Consider the following 20160-nt stretch of genomic DNA (forward strand, 5'->3'; position numbering starts at 1 on the left):
ATCCGCCGCGTGGCACACACCTTCGAGGAACTTCTGGCGAAACAGCGGGCCGCGGACGAGGCGCACACGAGAGTCCTGGAACTACGGGACGCCTACGGTCCGCCGACCCAGAAGGGCGGCTGGAACGAGCCCCAGCGCGAGACGTACGAGACGGCGTGGCGGGCCTGGCGCGACCTCGACCGCGATCTGGGGCAGACGGTGACCGAGTACGCGAAGGCGGAGGGGACGACGCGGGGGGAGGTCGAGGCGGAGCTGCGGAAGGTCCTGCCTGACCCGGAGGAGCGGTGGGGGATGACGGAGGGGTGACCTCTCGATCTCGGCATTCCCGTCAGCGGTGACATGCCCGTGTCGATTATTCGGCGACCTGGATATGTCGACGTTGGGCCGGTCACTCGGCCGGCTCGCTCACCAGCTCGGCCCATACCTGCTTGCCCCAGCGGTACATGTCGGTCCCCCAGCGCTCGGCCAGGGAGTCGATCAGGAGGAGCCCCCGGCCGCTGGTGAGGAGCTCGTCGCCGGGCTTGGTCATCTCCGGCATCATGCGTGCCTTGTCGACCACACCGATCCGTACGAACCGCTCGCTCGGTCGGGAGACGACGACCCGGATCGCACGGCCGTTGGTGTGCTTGACCGCGTTGGCCACCAGCTCCGAGACGAGCAGTATCGCGGTGTCCGTGAGGTCCTCCAGGTGCCAGGCGGCCAGAGCCGTCCGTACGAGCTTGCGGGCGACTTGGGCGCTCTCCTCCTGACCGGGGAGGGTCTCGGAGTATCCGGGGTGCCCCGTCGGGTGCGGCTTCGCTGACACGATCATCTGGTCCTCAGGGGTGTCGGTGTACGACGGCCTTGATTCAGTCAACGGCCGCTTGCCTGCGGCGAGGAGGAAAAGTCGCTCGGGTGTGCATCGCGACCAACCGGAAATTTCACGACGCTCACCTCACTGACGGGACCCGAGTGGCTACCGTGGGTGCGTGGAGGGGAACGGGAGCCTCAGCGGTGCCATGCAGGAAGCGGGCTTCACGCAAGGCGAGTTGGCCGAAGCCGTCAACGACCGACTGCGGGCGTCCGGCCACGAGGGCACGGTGAGCGACCGGACCGTCCGGAACTGGCTCACCGGAAAAACCCGTTGGCCTCACCCGCGTCAGCGGGCGGCGTTAGAGGCAGTATTCGGATGTACGGCCGAGGAGCTGGGCTTCAGCCCGCCGACGTCCATACGTTCCACCACCGAACCGGAGCAACCCGTGAGGCGCAGGAACTTCGTCACCGCTACCACCGGCAGTGCCGTTGCCGTCGTGGCGCCTGTCCAGAACTCGCGGCCGACCTCGGTCGGCACCTCGGACGTGATCCGCCTGCGCAGTGGCCTGGATTCCCTGATGGCCCTGGACGCGTCGCGAGGTGGCCATGAGGGCCTTGAGCGGGCCGCACTCGCCGGGGCGGACGAGGCCCTCGACAAGGTCAAGCTCGCAGCCTCCCAACGCATCCGACAGCGACTGTTTTCCGTGGCCGCCAATTACACCGCCACGGCCGCCTGGGCAGCCATCGACAGCCGTGGGCTCGACCGGGCCCAGGCCCGCCTGGACCGCGCCCTGTACCTCGCCGGGATGGCCAAGGACCCCGTCGTGGAGATGCGGGTCTGGAACTCCTACGCGATGCTCGCCCGCCAGCGGGACCAGTACACCGAGGCCGTGGACGCCGGGTATGCGGCCCAGGCGACGACCATTGCCCGGCGGGATCACTTCTACGGGTCGCTCGCTCACGCTCGTACGGCCCTGGCCCACGCCAACGTCGGCGATCGCCAGGCCGCCATCAGGTCCCTGGGGTACGCCCAGGAAGCCATGGAGAAGGCGCCACAGGACGAGCCCCGGCCGAGCTGGGTGAGCTTCTACGGAGTGGCCGAGCTGACCGCGATCACGGCCATCGTCCGGGACCGGATCGGGGACGCCCCGGAGTCCGAGGCCGCGTCCCACCAGGCGCTGGCCGCGATCCCCAAGCACTTCCGCCGCAACCGCGCTCTGGCCACCACACAGCTGGCTCTGGCACAGGTCCACCAGCGTGAGGTCGAGCAGGCGTGCGCCACGGCCGCGTCGGTGTTCGAGCTGATGTCCGGCAACCCGATCCCCGGCCGGTTGCGGTCCCTGCTCGGAGACTTCTACCGCGACTTGATCACCCTTGTGCCGGACGCGGCCGTCGCACAAGAGTGGGGAGACCGCTACCGATCCGAATGGAGCCGAGCTTGAGCGCCGCCGACTTGGACGTCCGCCACTACACGCATGACGACCTGCCGGAGATCCGGCAAACGCTCATCGACATCCACGCGGACGCACAGGGCGAAGCCATGCAGGACGACTTCAAGAAGCGCTTCCCCTGGTTCGTCGACCACTGGGGCTCTCGTGAGGGCTACTCCTGCGTGATCGCGTACGACGGCGACGAGGCCGTCGGCTTCGCGTACGGTGCCCCTGCCGTGGAGGGCCGCGAGTGGTGGCGGGAGTGCCTGGACGAGGCCCCGGCGAAGTCCCGGACCTTCTCCTACTCCGAGCTGGCCGTACGCCAGAACTGGCGGAAGAAGGGCGTGGCCGACCTGCTCTCCCGAGCCCTGCTGAACGACCGGGACGAGGACCTCGCCGTCCTCCTGGTGGATGTCACGCACCCCAAGGTGCAGGAGCTGTACGAGTCCTGGGGCTTCCGGAAGGTCGGCGAGCGCCAGCCGTTCCCGGACTCCCCGCTGTACGCCGTGATGCTGGCCGAACTGCCGCTGGGGTAGTGGAAAGACGCGGTGCGGCGGGTGACCGACGGCGCGCTGACGGAGCCGTTCGACGCTTGCGTACGGCGGGAGTTCGAGCCGCTGATCCGGGAGGCCGCCAAAGGGTGACAGCCACGGTCCGCCTGGGCGCTGTCCGGGCCGCTATCGATAGCTGTGCCCACGACGGCCACAACTCCTGCATTATGAGGCAGCTTCTACCTGCAACGCCGGACCCTGTGCTGCGGGGCTGATCGGCGTGCTTCCGCAACGCAAACTCCGGGCGGAGATTCAACGTGGTCGACGGCTACGTCTACGAACGGCTGGCCAGTGGGCGCAGGACTTCGGTTGTGGTCGGCAGGGCGGTCAGGGAGAGGGAACCTGCCCCTGTTCCTGACCGCGCCGGGGGTGGACGGGTGGGTGGACTTCTTCCATGTGCGGTTGTGCGGTTTGAGGGCAAGAACTTCCCTCGTTTGTCCGTCAGTTGCAGAAGTTGAGGATGGGGAGGAGGCCGTTGCCGCACTGGAAGTGCTCCCCGTCCCCGCCCCCCGCCGCCGTAGGCTGGGGTGGCCTTTGCGGCGGTGTGCGTGGCGGGCGTCGCGGCGACGGCGGATGTGGCAGTTGCCATCCCCGCCGCACAAGCGATGCCCACGGCGGCGCTCACCGCGAATGCTCGCGGAATCCGGGAAACAGCCTTCTTGGGGTGAGGTGTAGTGTTCATGCACTCACCATGCACACCCTCGCGATCAGTTGTTCGCCGAGCGCATCCGAGCGGGTGAGCCACCCCTCACCGGGCCGGATCAGATTCGCTTCCAGGGCTACGCCGGCCTCGGCATTTCATGACGGCTCGCCAGGCCAACTTGCGGTCCTTTTCGGCTTGTTGGGCCGGTGGGTCGGGAGGGGTGAGGGCCTGGCTGTTACGGCTGGTGGGCGCCGGGTTCCACGGCTCCGGTGGGCTGGTGCGGGTTCGGAGGGACGGGGGGCACGGTGCTCGTCAGCCTGGTTTTGGCAGAGCGGTGAGCTTGGGCCAGGGCGTCGGTGATCACGTCGGTCACTCGCCGGCCGCACCCGGTTCTTCGGCGGCTGCGCCAGGGCCAGCATCGCGGCGTCGATGTGGTCGCTCGCGGTGTAGGAGATGGCGTTGCCAGGCCGCAGCAGGTCCGCGCCCCGTTCACCGGACCCGCCGCGGCCGTGGTCGACGAAGCCCGGCAGCGGGTGGTGTCCGAAGGTCTTCTTCCAGTCGCGGCCGCGTCCTGCTTCTCGGAGTGTGCGATGACCACTCTGCCGAGGTCCACCATCAGCTGCCCGTCCGCATCCGGAGCCGACGCGTCGGCCAACTTCCTTACGCCCTCGCGGACTTCGGCGCGTGCCGCTCCGGAGGTCACCGGCCCGAACACACCCGGCCCGGCCCGCAGCATGCTCGTACAACCGACGGGTCGACGCGCTCGTTCCGCAACTCGACGCGCTCACGGCTCAGTTGGACGATGCGCTCACGGCCCCGTTGGACGAGGCGCACCGGAGCGCTCCGACATGCGAGGCGCAGGAGGCACGTGCGGTGGCCTTCGGTATGCGGGCGCTCAATGCGTTCAAGACAAGCACATGGAAAAGAGCCCGGAGCAACTTGCTCAGCGCCAGGAGGCGTGGCTCGGGCAGTTCCTCGGTGGCTGGTTCTCCCCGGCCAGCCTTCCCGTCGCTGCCGTCGCCCGGGGCGCGGTGGCCGCCGTCGGGCCCGGGGCGTGCCGGTGGTCCAACCGGGACGACGTCAGTGTGAGCGGTGTCACCGGGGCCGGCTCTTCGTCGAGCCCTTCCCAAGATCCCCATGGCCACCGGTGTGGCCATAAGGGCAATGAAAGAGGCCGATGACCTCACTTGCGCAGTCATCGGCCTCTTCGAGGAGGGTGAGTGACGGGACTCGAACCCGCGGCATCCTGGACCACAACCAGGTGCTCTACCAGCTGAGCTACACCCACCATGACCGGCGGTTCTACTGTCGTTTCCCCGACCGGCCGAGAAAAAGTGTACAGGGTCCGAAGGGGTGCTCGCGCCCGGCTTTCGCCGGGGCGGTCACTGTGCGGGCAGGACGTGCTTCGCGGCGATCGCTCGGGCGGTGTCCGAGTCCGGGCCGGGCTGCGGTACGAAGATGGCCTCGCGGTAGTAGCGCAGTTCCGCGATGGACTCGCGGATGTCGGCCAGGGCGCGGTGGTTGCCGTTCTTCTCGGGGCTGTTGAAGTACGCGCGCGGGTACCAGCGGCGGGCCAGCTCCTTGATGCTGGACACGTCGACGATGCGGTAGTGGAGGTAGTCCTCCAGCGTGGGCATGTCGCGCAGCAGGAAGCCACGGTCGGTGCCGACCGAGTTGCCGCACAGCGGGGCCTTGCCGGGCTCCTTGATGTGTTCACGTACGTAGCTGAGGACCTGGTCCTCGGCGTCCGCGAGGGTCGTGCCATTCGGGAGCTCGGCGAGCAGGCCGGACGCGGTGTGCATCTGACGGACCACCTCCGGCATCGTCTCCAGCGCCCGGTCCGGCGGGCGGATGACGATGTCCACCCCCTCGCCGAGTACGTTCAGCTCGGAGTCGGTGACGAGGGCGGCCACCTCGATGAGCGCGTCGTCGGACAGCGAGAGGCCGGTCATCTCGCAGTCGATCCACACCATGCGATCGTTCATGCGTCCACCCTACGGCCGACATGCGCATATGAGGGGTGCCGCGTAGGTGCGGGAACGGGAGCAGGGTCCACAGGGGCTGTCTGCTCCCTGTGGACCCCGTCACACACCGTTACAGTGGGCTTACGACCCGCTGCGCTGCCCCGGCAGGCTCGCACGCGCGTACGCCTCCCGGGCGTGGTCCCCGGGCAGCGCCGAGGAGCCGACCGCGCTCGCCGCCGCCGTACGGCGGGCCTGGAGCGGGACCGGGCCCTCCGGGTGCATCGGGGCGGACGGTGGGCCTGCCTGCGGCGGCGGGCCGGTCATCGGCGCGGGCGTGCTCGCCGTGCCGTCACCGTCCGACGGGCGGTCGGACTGCGGGCGGCGTGCTCGGTACGCCGCCCGGTACGCGGCCGGGGACGAGCCCAGCTGGCGGCGGAAGTGGCCGCGCAGGGCGACCGGCGAGCGGAAGCCGCAGCGGCCCGCCACCTCGTCCACCGAGTAGTCCGACGTCTCCAGCAGGCGCTGCGCCTGCAGCACCCGCTGGGTGATCAGCCACTGCAGGGGCGCGCTGCCGGTCAGCGAGCGGAAGCGGCGGTCGAACGTGCGGCGCGACATGTACGCCCTCGCCGCCAGCGTCTCGACGTCGAACTGCTCGTGCAGATGCTCCAGCGCCCAGGCGACGACCTCCGCCAGCGGGTCGGCGCCGATCTCCTCCGGTAAAGATCGGTCCAGGTAGCGTTCCTGGCCTCCGCTCCGGCGTGGGGGCACCACCAGGCGGCGGGCCAGCGCGCCGGCCGCCTCGTTGCCGTGGTCCGTCCGCACGATGTGCAGACAGAGATCGATTCCCGCCGCGGTGCCCGCCGACGTCAGCACGTCCCCGTCGTCGACGAACAGCTCCCGGGGGTCCACATGGACCGACGGGTAGCGCTTCGCCAGCGTCGGCGCGTACATCCAGTGCGTGGTGGCCGGGCGGCCGTCCAGCAGGCCCGCCGCCGCGAGGACGAACGCCCCCGTGCACAGGCCCACGATCCGGGCGCCCTCCTCGTGCGCCCGGCGCAGCGCGTCGAGCGCCTCCTCCGGCGGTGGCGAGGTGATCGATCGCCAGGCGGGCACGACCACCGTGCCCGCGCGGGAGATCGCTTCCAGGCCATGCGGCGCGGTCAGTTCCAGGCCCCCTGTGGTCCGCAGCGGGCCTTCCTCACCCGCGCACACCAGCAATCGGTAGCGCGGTACGCCGGCGTCCTGGCGGTCGATCCCGAACACCGACAACGGTATGGAACTCTCGAAGATGGGGCCGCCGCTGAACAGCAGCACCGCGACGATCTCCTTGCGGCGGCGCCCGGACAGCTTCCGGGCCCCGGCATCCGGCGCGGCAGTGGAGTCGTGGCTCATACTGCTAAGCCCCCCTCGGTGGTCGCGGCTCCTCGGTTGTGTCGCTCCTGCACGTTTCCCCTCGGTCCTGCACGAGTCCCCCGCCGTAGACAGTCAAGATCGAATCTACTGTGTCCCGCCGTGCCGGTGTGGCCAGTTCATCACCCGGCACATTGTCGACTTGGCAACTTGGCGTGAAGCATTCGATCACGAAGCGTTGCACTAGCGGGCCGCGCAGGGAAGTGCGCCTTGTCGCAGTGGCCAATCCACGTAGGGTGCGCGAGCCCCCTGGGACCCTTTCCGTGCAGGTCGAACGAGGGTTGGGGGGTGCTCGGGGGTGCTGATGCACACAGTTCAGAAGTTGGCTGAAAAGATACGGGCGCGTGCGCGGAAACCGGTCAGCCGACCGGTGTATGTCCGCCCGGGCGCCGTCCGCCCCTGTGTGCCCCCGAACCGCTGCGCTGATGCCGGCCCCGGTGCGGCGCGCCCTCCGTGGCCCGCAGCCGGGCCGCGCCGCGCTCGGACGCGCGCAGCAGCGCCCGGCAGACCGCTGTGACGGCGGCGAGACCCACGGCGGTGCCCGTGGCGCCCGCGAGGGAGCTGCCGCACCACACGAGGACCACCGGGACGAGCAGACAGCTGAAGGCGGCCCACCGGACCACGTCGGTCACCGCGTCCGGGCCGGACGCGGTCCCGGGGCGCGTCTCGGGGGTCGGGCGGGGTGCGGACATCACGTACTCCCTGTAGCGGCGGCTCACGCTCCCTGCGGCGGTGGCTCACGGGGATCAACGCCGGTGCGACCGGTCGGTCACTGCCGGACCGGGGGTGCGCCGGCGGCGTAAGTGAATCCTGTGCAAACCGCCTGTACGGGGCAGCAACCATTGCGTTACGGGCGCCCCCTCGTGCATGCTCCCTGGAACCCGCCGCGGACGTGAGCGGTATCCGGGCTAAGGAGGCGTGCCGCCGTACCCTTGGGGTATGGGGTTGGGAAGATGATTCCCGGACACAGCTCCGCCGCACACTGTCGTCCCACCCGATCAAGGATCACAACGCCGAGACAGCCATGGCCGGTCACGAATTCTTCGAACCCGCGGACCGCAAGCGGCCGGTCGCCGACTCGACGGCGGCCGATCCCCTGGCGGCGGAAGAGCCACGCCAGTCGTGCGATCCCGCCTTCAAGCACGGCGTCGTCGTCGGCTTCGACGGCTCGACGTCCTCCGAGCGTGCCCTCGCTTACGCGATCGGCATGGCCCAGCGCTCCGGTTCGGGCCTGATCATCGTCCATGTGGCCAACCGGCTGCCCACCACCGTGTGGGCCGGCTGCGAGCCACCCGTCTTCGTCGACGTGCCGGACCACCGCACCGAGGTGCTCGGTCTGGAACTCGCGTGCGCGGACTACCTCGCCGAAGTGCCCTGGATCCTGGTCGAGCGCGGCGGTGACATCTGCCACGAACTCGAGGAAGTCGGGCGGGAGTACGAGGCGGACGCCATCGTCGTCGGCTCCACGCACGGCATCGTGGGTCGAATTTTCGGCTCGGTCGCGGGGCGGCTCGCCAAGCGGGCCAAGCGCCCTGTCGTTGTCATTCCGTAACTCGCCGTTGGCCCAGGTGAGATGCCCGATGGGCACGGCCGACTCTCTTTGTGTGCACGCCAAATCTACTCGCGCGTAGATGTGTTTGTGCCCTTGTGAAGGGCATATACCGGTCACCGCACAACTGCACATGCATGAAGGGAGCCCGCCGTGGACAACGGAGTCTCTGCGGGAAGCACGACCACGATCGTCGGCCGACTCGCGCTCGGTATCACCCTGTTGGCCGTCGGCCTCGGGTACACCGGGCTGATCGACGGAGTGACGGCGGCGGACGCCGTGACACTGGCTCACTACGTAGGCGGCGTCGTGCTGTTCGTCGCCGGACTGTTCGCGTTCCGGGAGGGCGACGCCGGGACGGGGACCGCGTTCGCCGCGCTCGGCGCGCTCTGGTTCACCTGGGCGGTCTCGCCCCAGGTCTCCGACAACGCCGCAGGGCTGTTCCTGCTGCTGTTCGCCCTCGTCGCCCTCTCCCTCACGCTCGCCGGGGGCGAGACGCTCGGGCAGGCCACGTACGGGCTGTTCTTCGTCGCGCTGCTGCTGCTCGCCATCGGGCAGTTCGCGGACAGCGGGGCGCTGGACAAGGCGGGTGGCTGGTTCGCCGTCGCCTCGGGCGCGGTGGCCTGGTACGCGGCGACCGCGGCGCTCGCGCACTGGCCGACGGCACTTCCGCGCCGCGGCGCCGCGGGCCGTGGTGTGACGGCTGCGGGTTAGCTGCGCCGGCCGGGGAGTTGGGCGGCTTCCCGGCGAATGAGACGGACCCCCTGTGTCTGGTGGCGACACGTGGGGGTCCGTCCCCCCTTTTGCGCCTAAACCGGCGCCGCTCTCGCGGACCTGGTTGCTCGCCGTGGGGGTTGCTCAATTATCGCTTCGGTAGTCGTGGGGAAACCTATTCCACAGTCACTGACTTGGCGAGGTTCCTCGGCTTGTCGATGTCCCGGCCCAGGGCCAAAGCCGTGTGGTACGCGAGGAGTTGGAGCGGGATGCCCATCAGGATCGGGTCCAGCTCGTCCTCGTTCTTCGGGACCACGATCGTCTGGTCGGCCTTCTCCTGCTCCTGGTGTGCCACCGCCAGGATCTTGCCGCTGCGGGCCTTGATCTCCTCCATCGCGGCGCGGTTCTTCTCCAGCAGGTCGTCGTCGGGGACGATGGCGACCGTCGGGAGGGCGGGCTCGATCAGGGCGAGCGGGCCGTGCTTCAGCTCGGAGGCGGGGTAGGCCTCGGCGTGGATGTACGAGACCTCCTTGAGCTTGAGGGAGGCCTCGCGGGCGACCGGGTAGCCACGGACGCGGCCGATGAAGAGCATCGAGCGGGCGTCGGCGTACCCCTTGGCCAGCTGCTCGATCTCCTCCTCCTGCTTCATGATCTCGGCGATCTGCGTGGGCAGCTTGCGCAGGCCCTCGATGATCCGCTTGCCGTCACGGACGGAGAGGTCGCGGGTGCGGCCGAGGTGCAGGGCGAGCAGGGCGAAGGCCACGCAGGTGTTGGTGAAGCACTTCGTGGAGACCACGCAGACCTCGGGGCCCGCGTGCACGTAGATGCCGCCGTCGGCCTCGCGGGCGATCGCCGAGCCGACGACGTTCACGATGCCCAGCACCCGGGCGCCCTTGCGCTTCAGCTCCTGCACGGCCGCCAGGACGTCGTACGTCTCACCGGACTGCGATACGGCGATGTAGAGCGTGTCGGGGTCCACGACCGCGTTGCGGTAGCGGAACTCGGAGGCGGGCTCGGCGTCGGCGGGGATGCGGGCCAGCTCCTCGATCATCTGGGCGCCGATCATGCCCGCGTGGTACGAGGTGCCGCAGCCGAGGATCTTCACGCGGCGGATCCGGCGCGCCTCGCGGGCGTCGAGGTTCAGGCCGCCGAGGTGCACGGTGGAGAAGCGGTCGTCGATCCGGCCGCGCAGGACGCGGTCCACGGCCTCGGCCTGCTCGTGGATCTCCTTGTGCATGTAGGTGTCGTGGCCGCCCATGTCGTACGACGCCGCCTCCCACTCCACGGTGGTGGGCTCCGCCGTGGTGCGGGTGCCCTCCGTCGTGTAGGTGCGGAAGTCGTCGGCCTTGAGAGTGGCCATCTCGCCGTCGTCCAGCGTCACTATCTGGCGCGTGTGGGTGACCAGGGCCGCGATGTCCGAGGCGACGAACATCTCCTTCTCGCCGATGCCGAGGACGACCGGGGAGCCGTTGCGGGCGACGACGATCCGGTCGGGGAAGTCGGCGTGCAGCACGGCGATGCCGTACGTGCCCTCGATCAGGCGGAGGGTCTCGCGGACCTTGTCCTCCAGCTTCTCGGCCTGCGAACGGGCGATCAGGTGGACGAGGACCTCGGTGTCGGTCTCGGAGAGGAACTCGACGCCGTCCGCCTCCAGCTTGCGGCGCAGGTCGGAGGCGTTGTCGATGATGCCGTTGTGGACGACGGCGACCTTGCCCTCGGCGTCCAGGTGCGGGTGGGCGTTGACGTCGGAGGGGGCGCCGTGGGTGGCCCAGCGGGTGTGGGCGATACCGGTGGTGCCCTTGAAGCGTGCCGGGACCTTGGTCTCCAGGTCACGGACCCGGCCCTTGGCCTTGACCATCTTCAGGCCGGCGGCCTTGGGGGAGGTGACGACGATGCCGGCCGAGTCGTAGCCGCGGTACTCCAGACGCTGGAGGCCCTCCAGGAGCAGGGGGGCGACGTCACGCTTCCCGATGTATCCGACGATTCCGCACATATATACGTATTCCTCAGCCGTAGACGATGCGGCGCAGCTGCCTGAGCGTGAGCTCGGGTGGTGCCACCGCCCGGTATTTCAGGTCCGCCGCGATCTGCTCGAAGATCGTCGCGTTGACCAGGCCCTGGGCCTGAAGTTCGCGGTGGCGGCGACGGACGAACTCCTCGGTCGTCTCGTCGAAGTAGGCGAGCACGTCCTGGATCACACGCAGCGCCTCGCCCCGGTTGAGGGGCGTGGAGCGCGTCAGATGATCAACGAGTTCGTCGTGCACCCGGTAGATCCTGGGGTACGGGCGACGCTTTCGCAACATCCCTGCCCGATTTCGGGCAGAGATGTGGGGTGGATGGGCTGCGATGCCCGTTGTATCCGGTTACATCCGTTTCAGGATCGCCTGCTTGGCCAGGCTGAACTCCTCGTCGGTCAGTACGCCGCCGCGGTGCAGTTCGCCGAGTTCGCGCAGGCGCCGGAGCAGTGCGTCGTGGTCGTCCTCGCGGGCGGACACGGCGGCCTCCGGCTGCGGGGCGGGGGCCTCCGGGGCGGCGGGGGCCGGGGCCGCCGGGTGCGGGAGGCGGGCCTGGACGGCGGCCGCGACCAGGGCCATCAGCGGGTCCTTCTTGAAGCCCCACAGCTCGACCGAGTTCGGGTCGTACTTGGGCGGGGCCTTGGTCGGGGCGTTCTTCACGGTGAAACGCAGGTAACCGTTCTCCAGGCCCGCCGCCGGATGCCACTCCACGGCCGCGATGTCGGTGACGGCCAGCGTGCGGGCGCCGGCGGCGGCCTTGGCGTCCTCCGTCTTCCAGTTCCACTCCAGGCGCACCTGCTCGCCGTCGAAGCTCGCGGTGCCGTCCCCGGCGGCGGCCGACAGCGGGACGGCGGGGCCGGGCAGCAGGTACTCGGAGACCGGCTCGGCGGGCACCTGCTCCAGCATCAGGGCGTTGCGCACCTCGTCCACGACGTACTCGGCGACGCCGTAGCGGTCGGACTCGACGACCAGTTGGTAGGGATCGTGGGGTTCGCCGAGCCGGCCGCCGGTCGCGTGCAGCAGCGGGTCGGCGCCGTCCCGCAGACGCAGCCTCAGCCGCCCGGACCTGCGGCCCTGCTCGAAGGATATGCCCGCCAACGCCCCCAGTGGCACGACCAGTTCACCCAGCGTCTTGCGCAGCAGACTGACGTTCTTGTCCCGTCCGGGAGTCAGGCGCAGGGCGTCGCCGTCGAAGATCCACGTGCCGTCCTTCTGGATGATTTCCGCCATGAGAGGGATTGTTTCACCGGTCTCGCGAGACAGTGGTCCATACCTGTTGGAGCTCCAGGAAGGGACCGTTTGTGAGACAGCACCGCTCCCTGCACCACAGAACGCTTCGCCTTTTGACTTCCCTGCTGCTCGTCACGGCGGTGGGCGCATCTCTCACCGCGGCGGCACCGGCACCCACGACCGAGACCGGCACCCAGACCGCGCTCGACGACGTGATACCGGCGCCCGCCTCCGTCGACCCGGGCGGATCGCCGTACCGCATCACCGAGCGGACCCGCATCCGCGTCGACGGCTCCCGGGAGGCCCGCCGTATCGGCGGCTATCTCGCGGACGTGCTGCGCCCCTCGACCGGCTACCGCCTCCCCGTCACCACCCACGGCGACGGCGGCATCCGGCTGCGGCTCGCCAAGGGCCCGTACGGCGAGGAGGGGTACCGCCTCGACAGCCGCCGCACCGGCGTCACCATCACCGCCGCCCGCCCCGCCGGCCTGTTCCACGGCGTGCAGACCCTGCGCCAGCTCCTCCCGGCCGCCGTCGAGCGGGACTCCGTACAGCCCGGCCCCTGGCTGGTCGAGGGCGGCACCATCAAGGACACCCCGCGCTACGGCTGGCGCGGCGCCATGCTCGACGTCTCCCGGCACTTCTTCAGCGTCGGGGAAGTCAAGCGCTACATCGACCAGTTGGCGCTGTACAAGTTCAACAAGCTGCACCTGCACCTCAGCGACGACCAGGGCTGGCGCATCGCCATCGACTCCTGGCCGCGCCTGGCGACCTACGGCGGCTCGACCGAGGTCGGCGGCGGCCCCGGTGGCTACTACACCAAGGCCGACTACAAGGAGATCGTCCGCTACGCGGCCGCCCGGCACCTGGAGGTCGTCCCCGAGATCGACATGCCCGGCCACACCAACGCGGCCCTCGCCTCGTACGCCGAACTGAACTGCGACGGCGTCGCGCCCCCGCTCTACACCGGCACCGCCGTCGGCTTCAGCTCGCTGTGCGTGCCGAAGGAGGTCACGTACGACTTCGTGGACGACGTCATCGGGGAACTCGCCGCGCTGACCCCGGGGCGTCACCTGCACATCGGCGGCGACGAGGCGCATTCCACCAGCCACGAGGACTACGTGAAGTTCATGGACCGGGTGCAGCCGATCGTCGCCCGGTACGGCAAGACGGTCATCGGCTGGCACCAGCTCACCGGCGCGAGCCCGGCGAAGGGGGCCCTCGCGCAGTACTGGGGGCTGGACGGCACGAGCCCGGCGGAGAAGGAGCAGGTGGCTGCCGCCGCGCGGAACGGGACCGGGTTGATCCTCTCCCCGGCCGACCGGATTTACCTCGACATGAAGTACAACGCCCAGACTCCGCTCGGACTGTCCTGGGCCGGATACGTCGAGGTGCGGCGGTCGTACGACTGGGACCCGGGCGCCTATCTGCCGGGTGCGCCGGCGTCGGCGATCCGGGGGGTCGAGGCGCCGCTGTGGAGCGAGACCATCGAGAACTCCGGGCACATCGAGTACATGGCGTTCCCGAGGCTGCCGGGTGTGGCCGAGCTGGGGTGGTCGCCGGCGTCCACGCATGACTGGGCGGACTACCGGAAGCGGCTTGCGGCGCAGGGGCCTCGGTGGGATGCGCTGGGGATCGGGTATTACCGGTCGCCGCAGGTCCCCTGGTCCTCTGAGTAAAGGTGCCCTCTGAGTAAAAATGCCCTCTGCGTAAAAAGACGACGGGCACCCCGGAGGACCGTACTCCGGGGTGCCCGCCTGTCTGTGTCAGAACCCCGCGATGGGGTTCTTCAAGGTGCCGACCAGCTGGAGTGCGCCCGCCGGGTCTGCCAGGTCCACCATCTGCTTGTTGTTGCGCAGCTGGAGCCGGTTCAGGCAGGACAGCGCGAACTCGGGGGCGAACATGTCGTACTGCCGGAACTTGACGGCGAGTTCGGGCATCGACTCCTGGTATTCACGGGTGACGTCCGCGACCGTCCGCCAGAAGTCGTCCTCCTCCAGGATTCCCTCGGTGGCGAGGTGTGCGGCGAGGAAGCGGAAGAAGCAGTCGAAGACGTCCGTGAAGATGGACAGGAGTTTCGTGTCCTCGGGGACGTCGACGCGCAGCCGCTCCACCGTCGGCGGCAGCACCGCGTCCGGGTCCATGACGGCGATCTCCTCGGCGATGTCCTTGTAGATCGCGCGTTCGACGACGCCGTCCTTCAGGACCAGGATGACGTTCTCGCCGTGCGGCATGAAGACGAGGTCGTAGGCGTAGAAGCTGTGCAGCAGCGGGGTGAAGTAGGCCCGCAGATAGCGGCGCAGCCACTCCTTCGGCGCCAGGCCCGACTGCTCGATCAGCGCGCCCGCGAAACCCCGGCCCTCGTGGTCGACGTGCAGCAGGGAGGCCATGGTGGCGAGCGACTCGCCGTCCTGGAGCGAGGCGACCGGGCTCTCCCGCCACAGTGCGGCCAGCATCTTGCGGTACGGCGAGTAGCGGTCCGTCGCCTTCTCGTACTCCAGGTGCCGGTAGCCGACCGCGGCCCGCTCGCGGATGATCGACAGGCCCGTCGACTTCAGCACCGGGTCGTTCTCGATCAGCTGGGCGAGCCAGTCGTTGATCGCCGGAGTGGCCTCCATGTAGGCGGCCGAGAGCCCGCGCATGAAGCCCATGTTGAGGACGGACAGGGCCGTCTTCACGTAGTGCTTCTCGGGGTGGGTGCTGTTGAAGAAGGTGCGGATGGACTGCTGGGCCAGGTACTCCTCGTCGCCCTCGCCCAGGCAGACGAGGTGGTTGCGGGCGACCTCGGCGGCGAAGGTGACGGTGAGCTTGTTCCACCACTGCCAGGGGTGGACGGGGATGAGCAGGTAGTCGGCGGGGTCGAGGCCCCGGTCCGTGAGCTGCCGGTGGAACCGCTCGACGGTCTCCCCGCCCAGCTCGTCCCGCAGGAACGACTCGTACTCGATGCCGACCCCCGCCGTGAAGGCGGCACGCGAGCGGTGCGCGGCCAGCCACACCAGCCGGACGGGGCTCGCGGTCTCGGGGGCGTACGAGAGGTACTCGTGGATGCCGAAGCCGAGCCGCCCGTTGTTGGCGACGAAGCAGGGGTGGCCCTCGGTCATGCCGGCCTCGATGGCCTGGAAACCGCTTTTCACCAGCTCGGCGACCGGGATCTGCGGCTTGGTGAGCTTGTAGCAGGTGCCGGAGAGGGTGGAGGAGATCTCCTCCAGGTAGACCGGGAGGATCTCGTCGCTCAGGCCGAGCGCCTGCTTCAGCTCGATGAAGAAGTCCAGTGCGGCGAGCGGGAGTTCATTGCCGTCGCGGTGCCGGGTGATGGAGTCGGTGTCGATCTGCCAGTGGGCCAGGGCGCGGATCACGGCCGTGAAGGTGTACCGCGTCAGGCCGTCGTCGCTGCGCACGACGTACCGGCCGTCACCGGTGGGCTCCGGGGTGATGAGCCGCTCGTGGGCGAACTCGGCGAGCGCCTTGCGGATCAGGAGGCGGTTGGCCCGCGCCCAGCGGTGGGGGGAGAGATGCGCTACGGCGTCGGACAGGGTCATACGGCTACTCCTCGGGCGGCCATGAACTGCTCACGCGTGCAGAAGCTCAGCAGCGCGCGCTTCTCCGGCTTGTCGATCTCACGTTCGGGCAGGAAGCCGACGGCCTCGTTGAGCGCGTGCACCGCCTTGTTGCTCACGTCCGGCTCGACCACGACCCGCCGGGTGCCCGGGTCGGCGAACAGCTCGTCCATCACGGCGGTGATGACGGCCCGGGTGAAGCCGTGGACCGGCCGGTCGGTGGGGGCGACCAGGAAGTGCATGCCGACGTCGCCGGGCTCGGGGTCGTACAGGCCGACCAGCTCGACGTACCGGGGGTCGTACTTCTCCATCAGGAAGGCCGGTGCGCCGTCGTGCAGGCCGAGGTAGGCGTGGTGGTGCTCGTGGGCCGCGATCCGCATGTACTCGCGCTCGACGTCCTGGAGCTTGGCGTCCTGCATCATCCAGAAGGCCGCCTTGGGGTGGGTGACCCAGGCGTGCAGCAGCTCGGCGTCCTTCAGGGGGTCGAGGGGGCGGATGGTGAACGTACCGATGCCCGTACGTGTCGTGCTCATACGGCGAACTCCTGGAACGCGATGGTCTTCTCGACCGGGTAGTACTCGCTGCCGAGCAGCTCACGGATGATGTACGCGTTCCGGTACGCGCCCATGCCCAGGTCGGGGGACGTGATGCTGTGGGTGTGGACACCGGCGTTCTGGAGGAAGACCCCTCTGCCGGTGACGTCGACGGCGTAGTTGCGGGCGACGTCGAAGTTGCCCTGGGAGTCGTACACCAGCCGGTCGCGGACCGGCTTCAGGAACTCCGGCTCGACGTACCGGTAACCGGTGGCGAGCACCAGGCCCTGGGAGCTGATCTCGAAGTCCCTCTCCTGCTCCTCCTGGCGGAAGCCCAGCGTGTACGTGCCGTTCTCGTACCGGGCGCTGGTGAGCGCGGAGTTGGTGAGCAGCCGGGTGGGGACCGGCCCGCCGAGGTTCTTCTGGTAGAGCAGGTCGAAGATCTCGTTGATCAGATCGCCGTCGATGCCCTTGAACAGGCCCTTCTGCTGGGCGGTGAGCCGGTAGCGGGTGGCCTCCGGGAGCTCGCGGAAGTAGTCGATGTACTCCGGCGAGGTCATCTCCAGCGTGAGCTTGGTGTACTCCAGCGGGAAGAAACGCGGGGAACGCGTCACCCAGTTCAGCTGGTAGCCGTGTACGTCGATCTCGCTGAGCAGGTCGTAGTAGATCTCGGCGGCGGACTGTCCGCTGCCGACCAGCGTGATCGACTGCTTGCGCTGGAGCTCTGCCTTGTGGTGGAGGTAGCGGGAGTTGTGCAGGAAGTCACCGTCGAGATCCCGGCAGGCGTCCGGGATGTGGGGCGGGGTGCCGGTGCCGAGGACCAGGTGACGGGCGCGGAAGAGGTCTCCGGCCTCGGTGCGGACGACGTACAGCTCGTCCTCGTACGTCACCTCGGTGACCGTCGTGCTGAAGCGGATGCTGCTCAGCTTGTTCGCGGCCCAGCGGCAGTAGTCGTCGTACTCGACCCGCAGCGGGTAGAAGTTCTCGCGGATGTAGAACGAGTACAGCCGGCCCTTCTCCTTCAGGTAGTTGAGGAAGGAGTACGGGGAGGTCGGGTCGGCGAGTGTGACCAGGTCCGACATGAACGGGGTCTGCAGGTGGGCGCCGTCCAGGAACATGCCCGCGTGCCACTCGAAGTCCGGCTTGGACTCCAGGAAGACGCCGTCGAGTTCGGCGATGGGCTCGGTCAGGCAGGCCAGGCCGAGGTTGAAGGGGCCGAGCCCGATCCCCACGAAGTCGTACGTCTTTTTCGTGGCACCAGTGGCTTCAGGAAGCGCGGTCAAGGGATTCTCCCAGGTACTGCTCGGCATGGCCGGCGATCAGGTCGAGGACGGCGGCGATGTCGGACGCCTTGGTCTCGGGGTTGAGCAGGGTGAACTTCAGGTAGTGGCGGCCGCCCACCTTGGTGCCCGCGACGATGGCCTCACCGGAGGCGAACAGGGCCTTGCGGGCGTAGAGGTTGGCCCGGTCGATCTGGGCCGGGTCGGTGACGGCCGCCGGGATGTAGCGGAAGACCAGGGTGGACAGGGAGGGCTCGACCACGACGTCGTAGCGCGGGTCGGCGGTGAGCAGCTGCCAGCCCTCCTGGGCGAGGTCGCACACCTCGTCGAAGAGCTGTCCGATGCCGTCGGCGCCCATCACGCGCAGGGTCATCCAGAGCTTGAGGGCGTCGAAGCGGCGGGTGGTCTGGAGGGACTTGTCCACCTGGTTGGGGATACGTTCCTGCACCATCCGGCGGGGGTTGAGGTACTCCGCGTGGTAGGTGGCGTGGCGCAGGGTCGAGGCGTCCCGCACCAGTACGGCCGAGGAACTCACCGGCTGGAAGAAGGACTTGTGGTAGTCGACGGTGACCGAGTCGGCGCGCTCGATGCCGCTGAGCAGGGCGCGGCGCTTCGGCGAGGCGAGCAGTCCGCAGCCGTAGGCGGCGTCGACGTGCATCCAGGTGCCGTACTGGGCGCTCAGCTCGGCGATCTCGGGCAGCGGGTCGATGGAGCCGAAGTCGGTGGTGCCGGCGGTGGCGACCACGGCCATGGGGACGAGGCCGTCCTCGCGGCACCGCTCCAGCTCACGGGCGAGCGCGACGGTCTGCATGCGCTTGTCGTGATCGACGGGGATCGCGACGACCGACTCGGCGCTCAGACCGAGGAGTTTGGCGGACTTCTTGACGCTGAAGTGGCTGACCTCGGAGGCGAAGATACGCAGTTTCGCGAGGTCGTCGCCCTTCGCCTCCTCCCGGGCCAGCAGCAGCGCCTGGAGGTTGGACTGCGTGCCGCCCGAGGTGAAGACGCCGTCGGCGTTCTCGCCGAGGCCGATGCGCTCGGCGGTCCAGTCGATGAGCTTGCGCTCGATCAGGGTGCCGCCGGCCGACTGGTCCCAGGTGTCGAGGGAGGAGTTGACGGCGGAGAGGATCGCCTCGCCGAGCACGGCCGGGATGACGACCGGGCAGTTGAGGTGGGCCAGGTAGCGGGGGTGGTGGAAGTAGATCGCGTCGCGGAGGTAGACGTCCTCCAGTTCGTCCAGCACCGCGGCGGTGTCGCCCAGCGGCTGGTCGAGGTCGATCTGCTCGATGCGGGGGGCCAGGGCATCGACGGTGACGCCCGTGAACGGACGGTCGGTGGTGGCGAGTTTCGCCGCCACCCGCTCTACTCCATCGGTCACGGAGCGGCGGTACTGCTCCGCGGTCGTGTCATTGAGCAGGTGCGAGCGCATGTGGGGGTCCTCCGGTGGGGACGGTCCGTTGCGGGACGGGGGAAGGCCGCATTTAACTTAGGTTAGCCTAACCTAAGTAACGCTGAGGAAACGCGGCCTCAGTCGTGACAGCCGTCACTTTGAACGGCTGCCTTTCGGACAGCAGTTACTCGCCCCGCTCGCGCAACTGCTCTTCGGTGAGGCCCTGTCGCCAGTAGCCGACGAAGGTGACCCGGCGGCGGTCGACACCGCGCTCGCCGACGAAGTGCCGACGCAGTTCCTTCACGCAGGACGACTCGCCCGCGATCCAGACGTACGGGTGCTCGGCGGGCGGCAGTTGGGCGGCGCGCAGGGCGCCGAGGGCCATGGGGGAGCTCTCGGCGCGGCCTGCGTCCTGCACCAGCCAGGTGACCTCGGCGTCGGCCTCGGTCGCCAGGTCCTGGATGTCCCCGGCGTCGTGCACCTCCAGCCAGACGCGGACGCGCTGACCGGCGGGCAGTGACTCCAGGATGGCCGCGACGGCGGGCAGGGCGGTCTCGTCACCCCAGAGGACCACCAGGTCGGTGTCCTCCGGCGGCCGGAACCGGATCGCCCGGTTGTCCGCGATCGCCGGGCCGAGCAGCAGCACCCGATCACCGGCGACGGCCCGGGAGGCCCAGGCGGAGGCGGGCCCGGCGGGGGTGTGCAGGACGAAGTCGATGTCGATCTCGTCGGGATCGCGACGGAGCGCCCGCAGTGTGTAGGACCGCATCACGGCCCGTACGTCGTCCGGGAGTTCACGCCAGCCCTGCCACCATCCGTCCCCGAGCTCGACCGGAACCCGCGGCTCGCGCTGGCCGGGGTGCGGCAGGAACAACGACAGCGACTGGTCACGTCCCTCGGAGGAGAAGTACCGCAGGTCGTCCCCGGCAAAGGTGACCCGAACAAGAGACGGCCCGAGCCGCTCCGTCCGTACGACTTGCAGAGAGAAGAAACGGAACGGGGCGGCTACGGCCGTAGTCATGGAGGCTCCTGAGTGCTTATCAGGGGATGGGTAGCCGGCTTGGGGGCGCGGGGCTGTATTGATTTGCGGCTCCGCCGCGCG

At 69.2% G+C, this 20160-nt stretch carries 18 protein-coding genes, 1 tRNA gene and 1 pseudogene; 6 read left to right on the forward strand and 14 right to left on the reverse strand.

The genetic code is table 11. From position 1 onward, the window contains the following. Positions 1-9: 9 nt before the first annotated feature. The gene (locus HJD23_RS26825) at positions 10-306 is read left to right on the forward strand and encodes a hypothetical protein (protein ID WP_171114000.1); all 297 of its coding nucleotides are present in this window, start codon (positions 10-12) and stop codon (positions 304-306) included. 82 nt (positions 307-388) lie between these two features. Here the strand turns inward: HJD23_RS26825 and HJD23_RS26830 are convergent, their stop codons facing one another. Further along, positions 389-811 (reverse strand): ATP-binding protein, encoded by a 423-nt coding sequence (locus tag HJD23_RS26830; RefSeq protein ID WP_171113999.1) that lies wholly within the window; start codon positions 809-811, stop codon positions 389-391. Positions 812-1289: 478 nt separating this feature from the next. Between HJD23_RS26830 and HJD23_RS26835 the strand changes: the two genes are divergently transcribed. Both HJD23_RS26835 and HJD23_RS26840 read left to right on the forward strand, forming a co-directional pair. After that, on the forward strand, positions 1290-2234 hold the full coding sequence (locus HJD23_RS26835) for a hypothetical protein (protein WP_346770316.1): 945 nt from the start codon (positions 1290-1292) through the stop codon (positions 2232-2234). After that, on the forward strand, positions 2219-2758 hold the full coding sequence (locus HJD23_RS26840) for a GNAT family N-acetyltransferase (RefSeq protein ID WP_171113997.1): 540 nt from the start codon (positions 2219-2221) through the stop codon (positions 2756-2758). The genes HJD23_RS26835 and HJD23_RS26840 overlap by 16 nt, the downstream gene beginning before the upstream one ends. Positions 2759-3811: 1053 nt before the next feature. Here the strand turns inward: HJD23_RS26840 and HJD23_RS44105 are convergent. From HJD23_RS44105 to HJD23_RS26860, 5 genes and pseudogenes are all read right to left on the reverse strand, one after another. Further along, positions 3812-4035: pseudogene (locus HJD23_RS44105) on the reverse strand (IS1380 family transposase); the annotation flags it as partial. A gap of 596 nt (positions 4036-4631) precedes the next feature. Continuing rightward, a tRNA-His gene (locus tag HJD23_RS26845) sits at positions 4632-4704 on the reverse strand. Between the two features lie 94 nt (positions 4705-4798). Next, on the reverse strand, positions 4799-5401 hold the full coding sequence (orn, locus tag HJD23_RS26850) for an oligoribonuclease (RefSeq protein WP_171113996.1): 603 nt from the start codon (positions 5399-5401) through the stop codon (positions 4799-4801). A 120-nt stretch (positions 5402-5521) separates the two neighbouring features. Next, a complete protein-coding gene (locus HJD23_RS26855; RefSeq protein ID WP_171113995.1) occupies positions 5522-6772 on the reverse strand; it encodes a helix-turn-helix domain-containing protein in 1251 nt (416 codons plus the stop codon). Positions 6773-7149: 377 nt separating this feature from the next. After that, positions 7150-7482 carry a hypothetical protein gene (locus HJD23_RS26860; RefSeq protein WP_171113994.1) on the reverse strand — a complete coding sequence of 111 codons (333 nt, stop codon included), beginning with the start codon at positions 7480-7482 and terminating at the stop codon, positions 7150-7152. Positions 7483-7814: 332 nt separating this feature from the next. Between HJD23_RS26860 and HJD23_RS26865 the strand changes: the two genes are divergently transcribed. Together HJD23_RS26865 and HJD23_RS26870 are read left to right on the forward strand one after the other, a co-directional pair. Continuing rightward, on the forward strand, positions 7815-8342 hold the full coding sequence (locus HJD23_RS26865) for a universal stress protein (protein WP_171113993.1): 528 nt from the start codon (positions 7815-7817) through the stop codon (positions 8340-8342). 150 nt (positions 8343-8492) lie between these two features. Then, a complete protein-coding gene (locus HJD23_RS26870) occupies positions 8493-9053 on the forward strand; it encodes a GPR1/FUN34/YaaH family transporter (RefSeq protein WP_171113992.1) in 561 nt (186 codons plus the stop codon). Positions 9054-9228: 175 nt separating this feature from the next. Here HJD23_RS26870 and glmS read toward each other — a convergent pair whose 3' ends face one another. The 3 genes from glmS to HJD23_RS26885 all read right to left on the reverse strand — a co-directional run bounded on the left by glmS (position 9229) and on the right by HJD23_RS26885 (position 12298). Continuing rightward, positions 9229-11046, reverse strand: coding sequence for a glutamine--fructose-6-phosphate transaminase (isomerizing) (gene glmS / locus HJD23_RS26875; protein ID WP_171113991.1), 1818 nt, complete (start codon positions 11044-11046; stop codon positions 9229-9231). Between the two features lie 13 nt (positions 11047-11059). Continuing rightward, positions 11060-11317, reverse strand: a complete 258-nt coding sequence (locus HJD23_RS26880; protein ID WP_141313127.1) for a hypothetical protein — start codon at positions 11315-11317, stop codon at positions 11060-11062. Positions 11318-11416: 99 nt separating this feature from the next. Then, on the reverse strand, positions 11417-12298 hold the full coding sequence (locus tag HJD23_RS26885) for a DUF4429 domain-containing protein (protein ID WP_171113990.1): 882 nt from the start codon (positions 12296-12298) through the stop codon (positions 11417-11419). A 113-nt stretch (positions 12299-12411) separates the two neighbouring features. On the opposite strand from HJD23_RS26885, the gene HJD23_RS26890 reads away from it, so the two are divergent. Beyond that, positions 12412-13977 (forward strand): beta-N-acetylhexosaminidase, encoded by a 1566-nt coding sequence (locus HJD23_RS26890; protein WP_269475855.1) that lies wholly within the window; start codon positions 12412-12414, stop codon positions 13975-13977. Positions 13978-14064: 87 nt separating this feature from the next. Here HJD23_RS26890 and HJD23_RS26895 read toward each other — a convergent pair whose 3' ends face one another. The 5 genes from HJD23_RS26895 to HJD23_RS26915 form a co-directional block, all read right to left on the reverse strand. Further along, a complete protein-coding gene (locus HJD23_RS26895) occupies positions 14065-15837 on the reverse strand; it encodes an IucA/IucC family siderophore biosynthesis protein (RefSeq protein WP_171113988.1) in 1773 nt (590 codons plus the stop codon). Further along, positions 15834-16388 (reverse strand): GNAT family N-acetyltransferase, encoded by a 555-nt coding sequence (locus HJD23_RS26900; RefSeq protein WP_171113987.1) that lies wholly within the window; start codon positions 16386-16388, stop codon positions 15834-15836. Before HJD23_RS26900 ends, HJD23_RS26895 begins: the two co-directional genes overlap by 4 nt. Next, complete coding sequence (locus HJD23_RS26905) at positions 16385-17671, reverse strand: SidA/IucD/PvdA family monooxygenase (RefSeq protein ID WP_171113986.1); 1287 nt, start codon at positions 17669-17671, stop codon at positions 16385-16387. The genes HJD23_RS26900 and HJD23_RS26905 overlap by 4 nt, the downstream gene beginning before the upstream one ends. Continuing rightward, positions 17655-19097 (reverse strand): lysine decarboxylase DesA, encoded by a 1443-nt coding sequence (gene desA, locus HJD23_RS26910; protein ID WP_171113985.1) that lies wholly within the window; start codon positions 19095-19097, stop codon positions 17655-17657. Before desA ends, HJD23_RS26905 begins: the two co-directional genes overlap by 17 nt. A 145-nt stretch (positions 19098-19242) precedes the next feature. Then, positions 19243-20079: a siderophore-interacting protein gene (locus tag HJD23_RS26915; RefSeq protein WP_171113984.1), complete on the reverse strand. Its 837-nt coding sequence runs from the start codon at positions 20077-20079 to the stop codon at positions 19243-19245. Positions 20080-20160: the final 81 nt, after the last annotated feature.

The organism is Streptomyces sp. Z423-1, from assembly GCF_013009255.1.
GTDB classification, from domain to species: Bacteria; Actinomycetota; Actinomycetes; order Streptomycetales; family Streptomycetaceae; genus Streptomyces; species Streptomyces gossypiisoli.

Bases quoted from the DNA above. Each gene is read 5' to 3' on its own strand.
- HJD23_RS26865 (WP_171113993.1), top strand. From the start codon at position 7,815: ATGGCCGGTCACGAATTCTTCGAACCCGCGGACCGCAAGCGGCCGGTC.
- HJD23_RS26885 (WP_171113990.1), bottom strand. From the start codon at position 12,298: ATGGCGGAAATCATCCAGAAGGACGGCACGTGGATCTTCGACGGCGAC.
- orn (WP_171113996.1), bottom strand. From the start codon at position 5,401: ATGAACGATCGCATGGTGTGGATCGACTGCGAGATGACCGGCCTCTCG.
- HJD23_RS26895 (WP_171113988.1), bottom strand. From the start codon at position 15,837: ATGACCCTGTCCGACGCCGTAGCGCATCTCTCCCCCCACCGCTGGGCG.
- HJD23_RS26830 (WP_171113999.1), bottom strand. From the start codon at position 811: ATGATCGTGTCAGCGAAGCCGCACCCGACGGGGCACCCCGGATACTCC.
- HJD23_RS26900 (WP_171113987.1), bottom strand. From the start codon at position 16,388: ATGAGCACGACACGTACGGGCATCGGTACGTTCACCATCCGCCCCCTC.
- HJD23_RS26860 (WP_171113994.1), bottom strand. From the start codon at position 7,482: ATGTCCGCACCCCGCCCGACCCCCGAGACGCGCCCCGGGACCGCGTCC.
- HJD23_RS26915 (WP_171113984.1), bottom strand. From the start codon at position 20,079: ATGACTACGGCCGTAGCCGCCCCGTTCCGTTTCTTCTCTCTGCAAGTC.
- HJD23_RS26840 (WP_171113997.1), top strand. From the start codon at position 2,219: ATGGAGCCGAGCTTGAGCGCCGCCGACTTGGACGTCCGCCACTACACG.
- desA (WP_171113985.1), bottom strand. From the start codon at position 19,097: ATGCGCTCGCACCTGCTCAATGACACGACCGCGGAGCAGTACCGCCGC.
- glmS (WP_171113991.1), bottom strand. From the start codon at position 11,046: ATGTGCGGAATCGTCGGATACATCGGGAAGCGTGACGTCGCCCCCCTG.
- HJD23_RS26855 (WP_171113995.1), bottom strand. From the start codon at position 6,772: ATGAGCCACGACTCCACTGCCGCGCCGGATGCCGGGGCCCGGAAGCTG.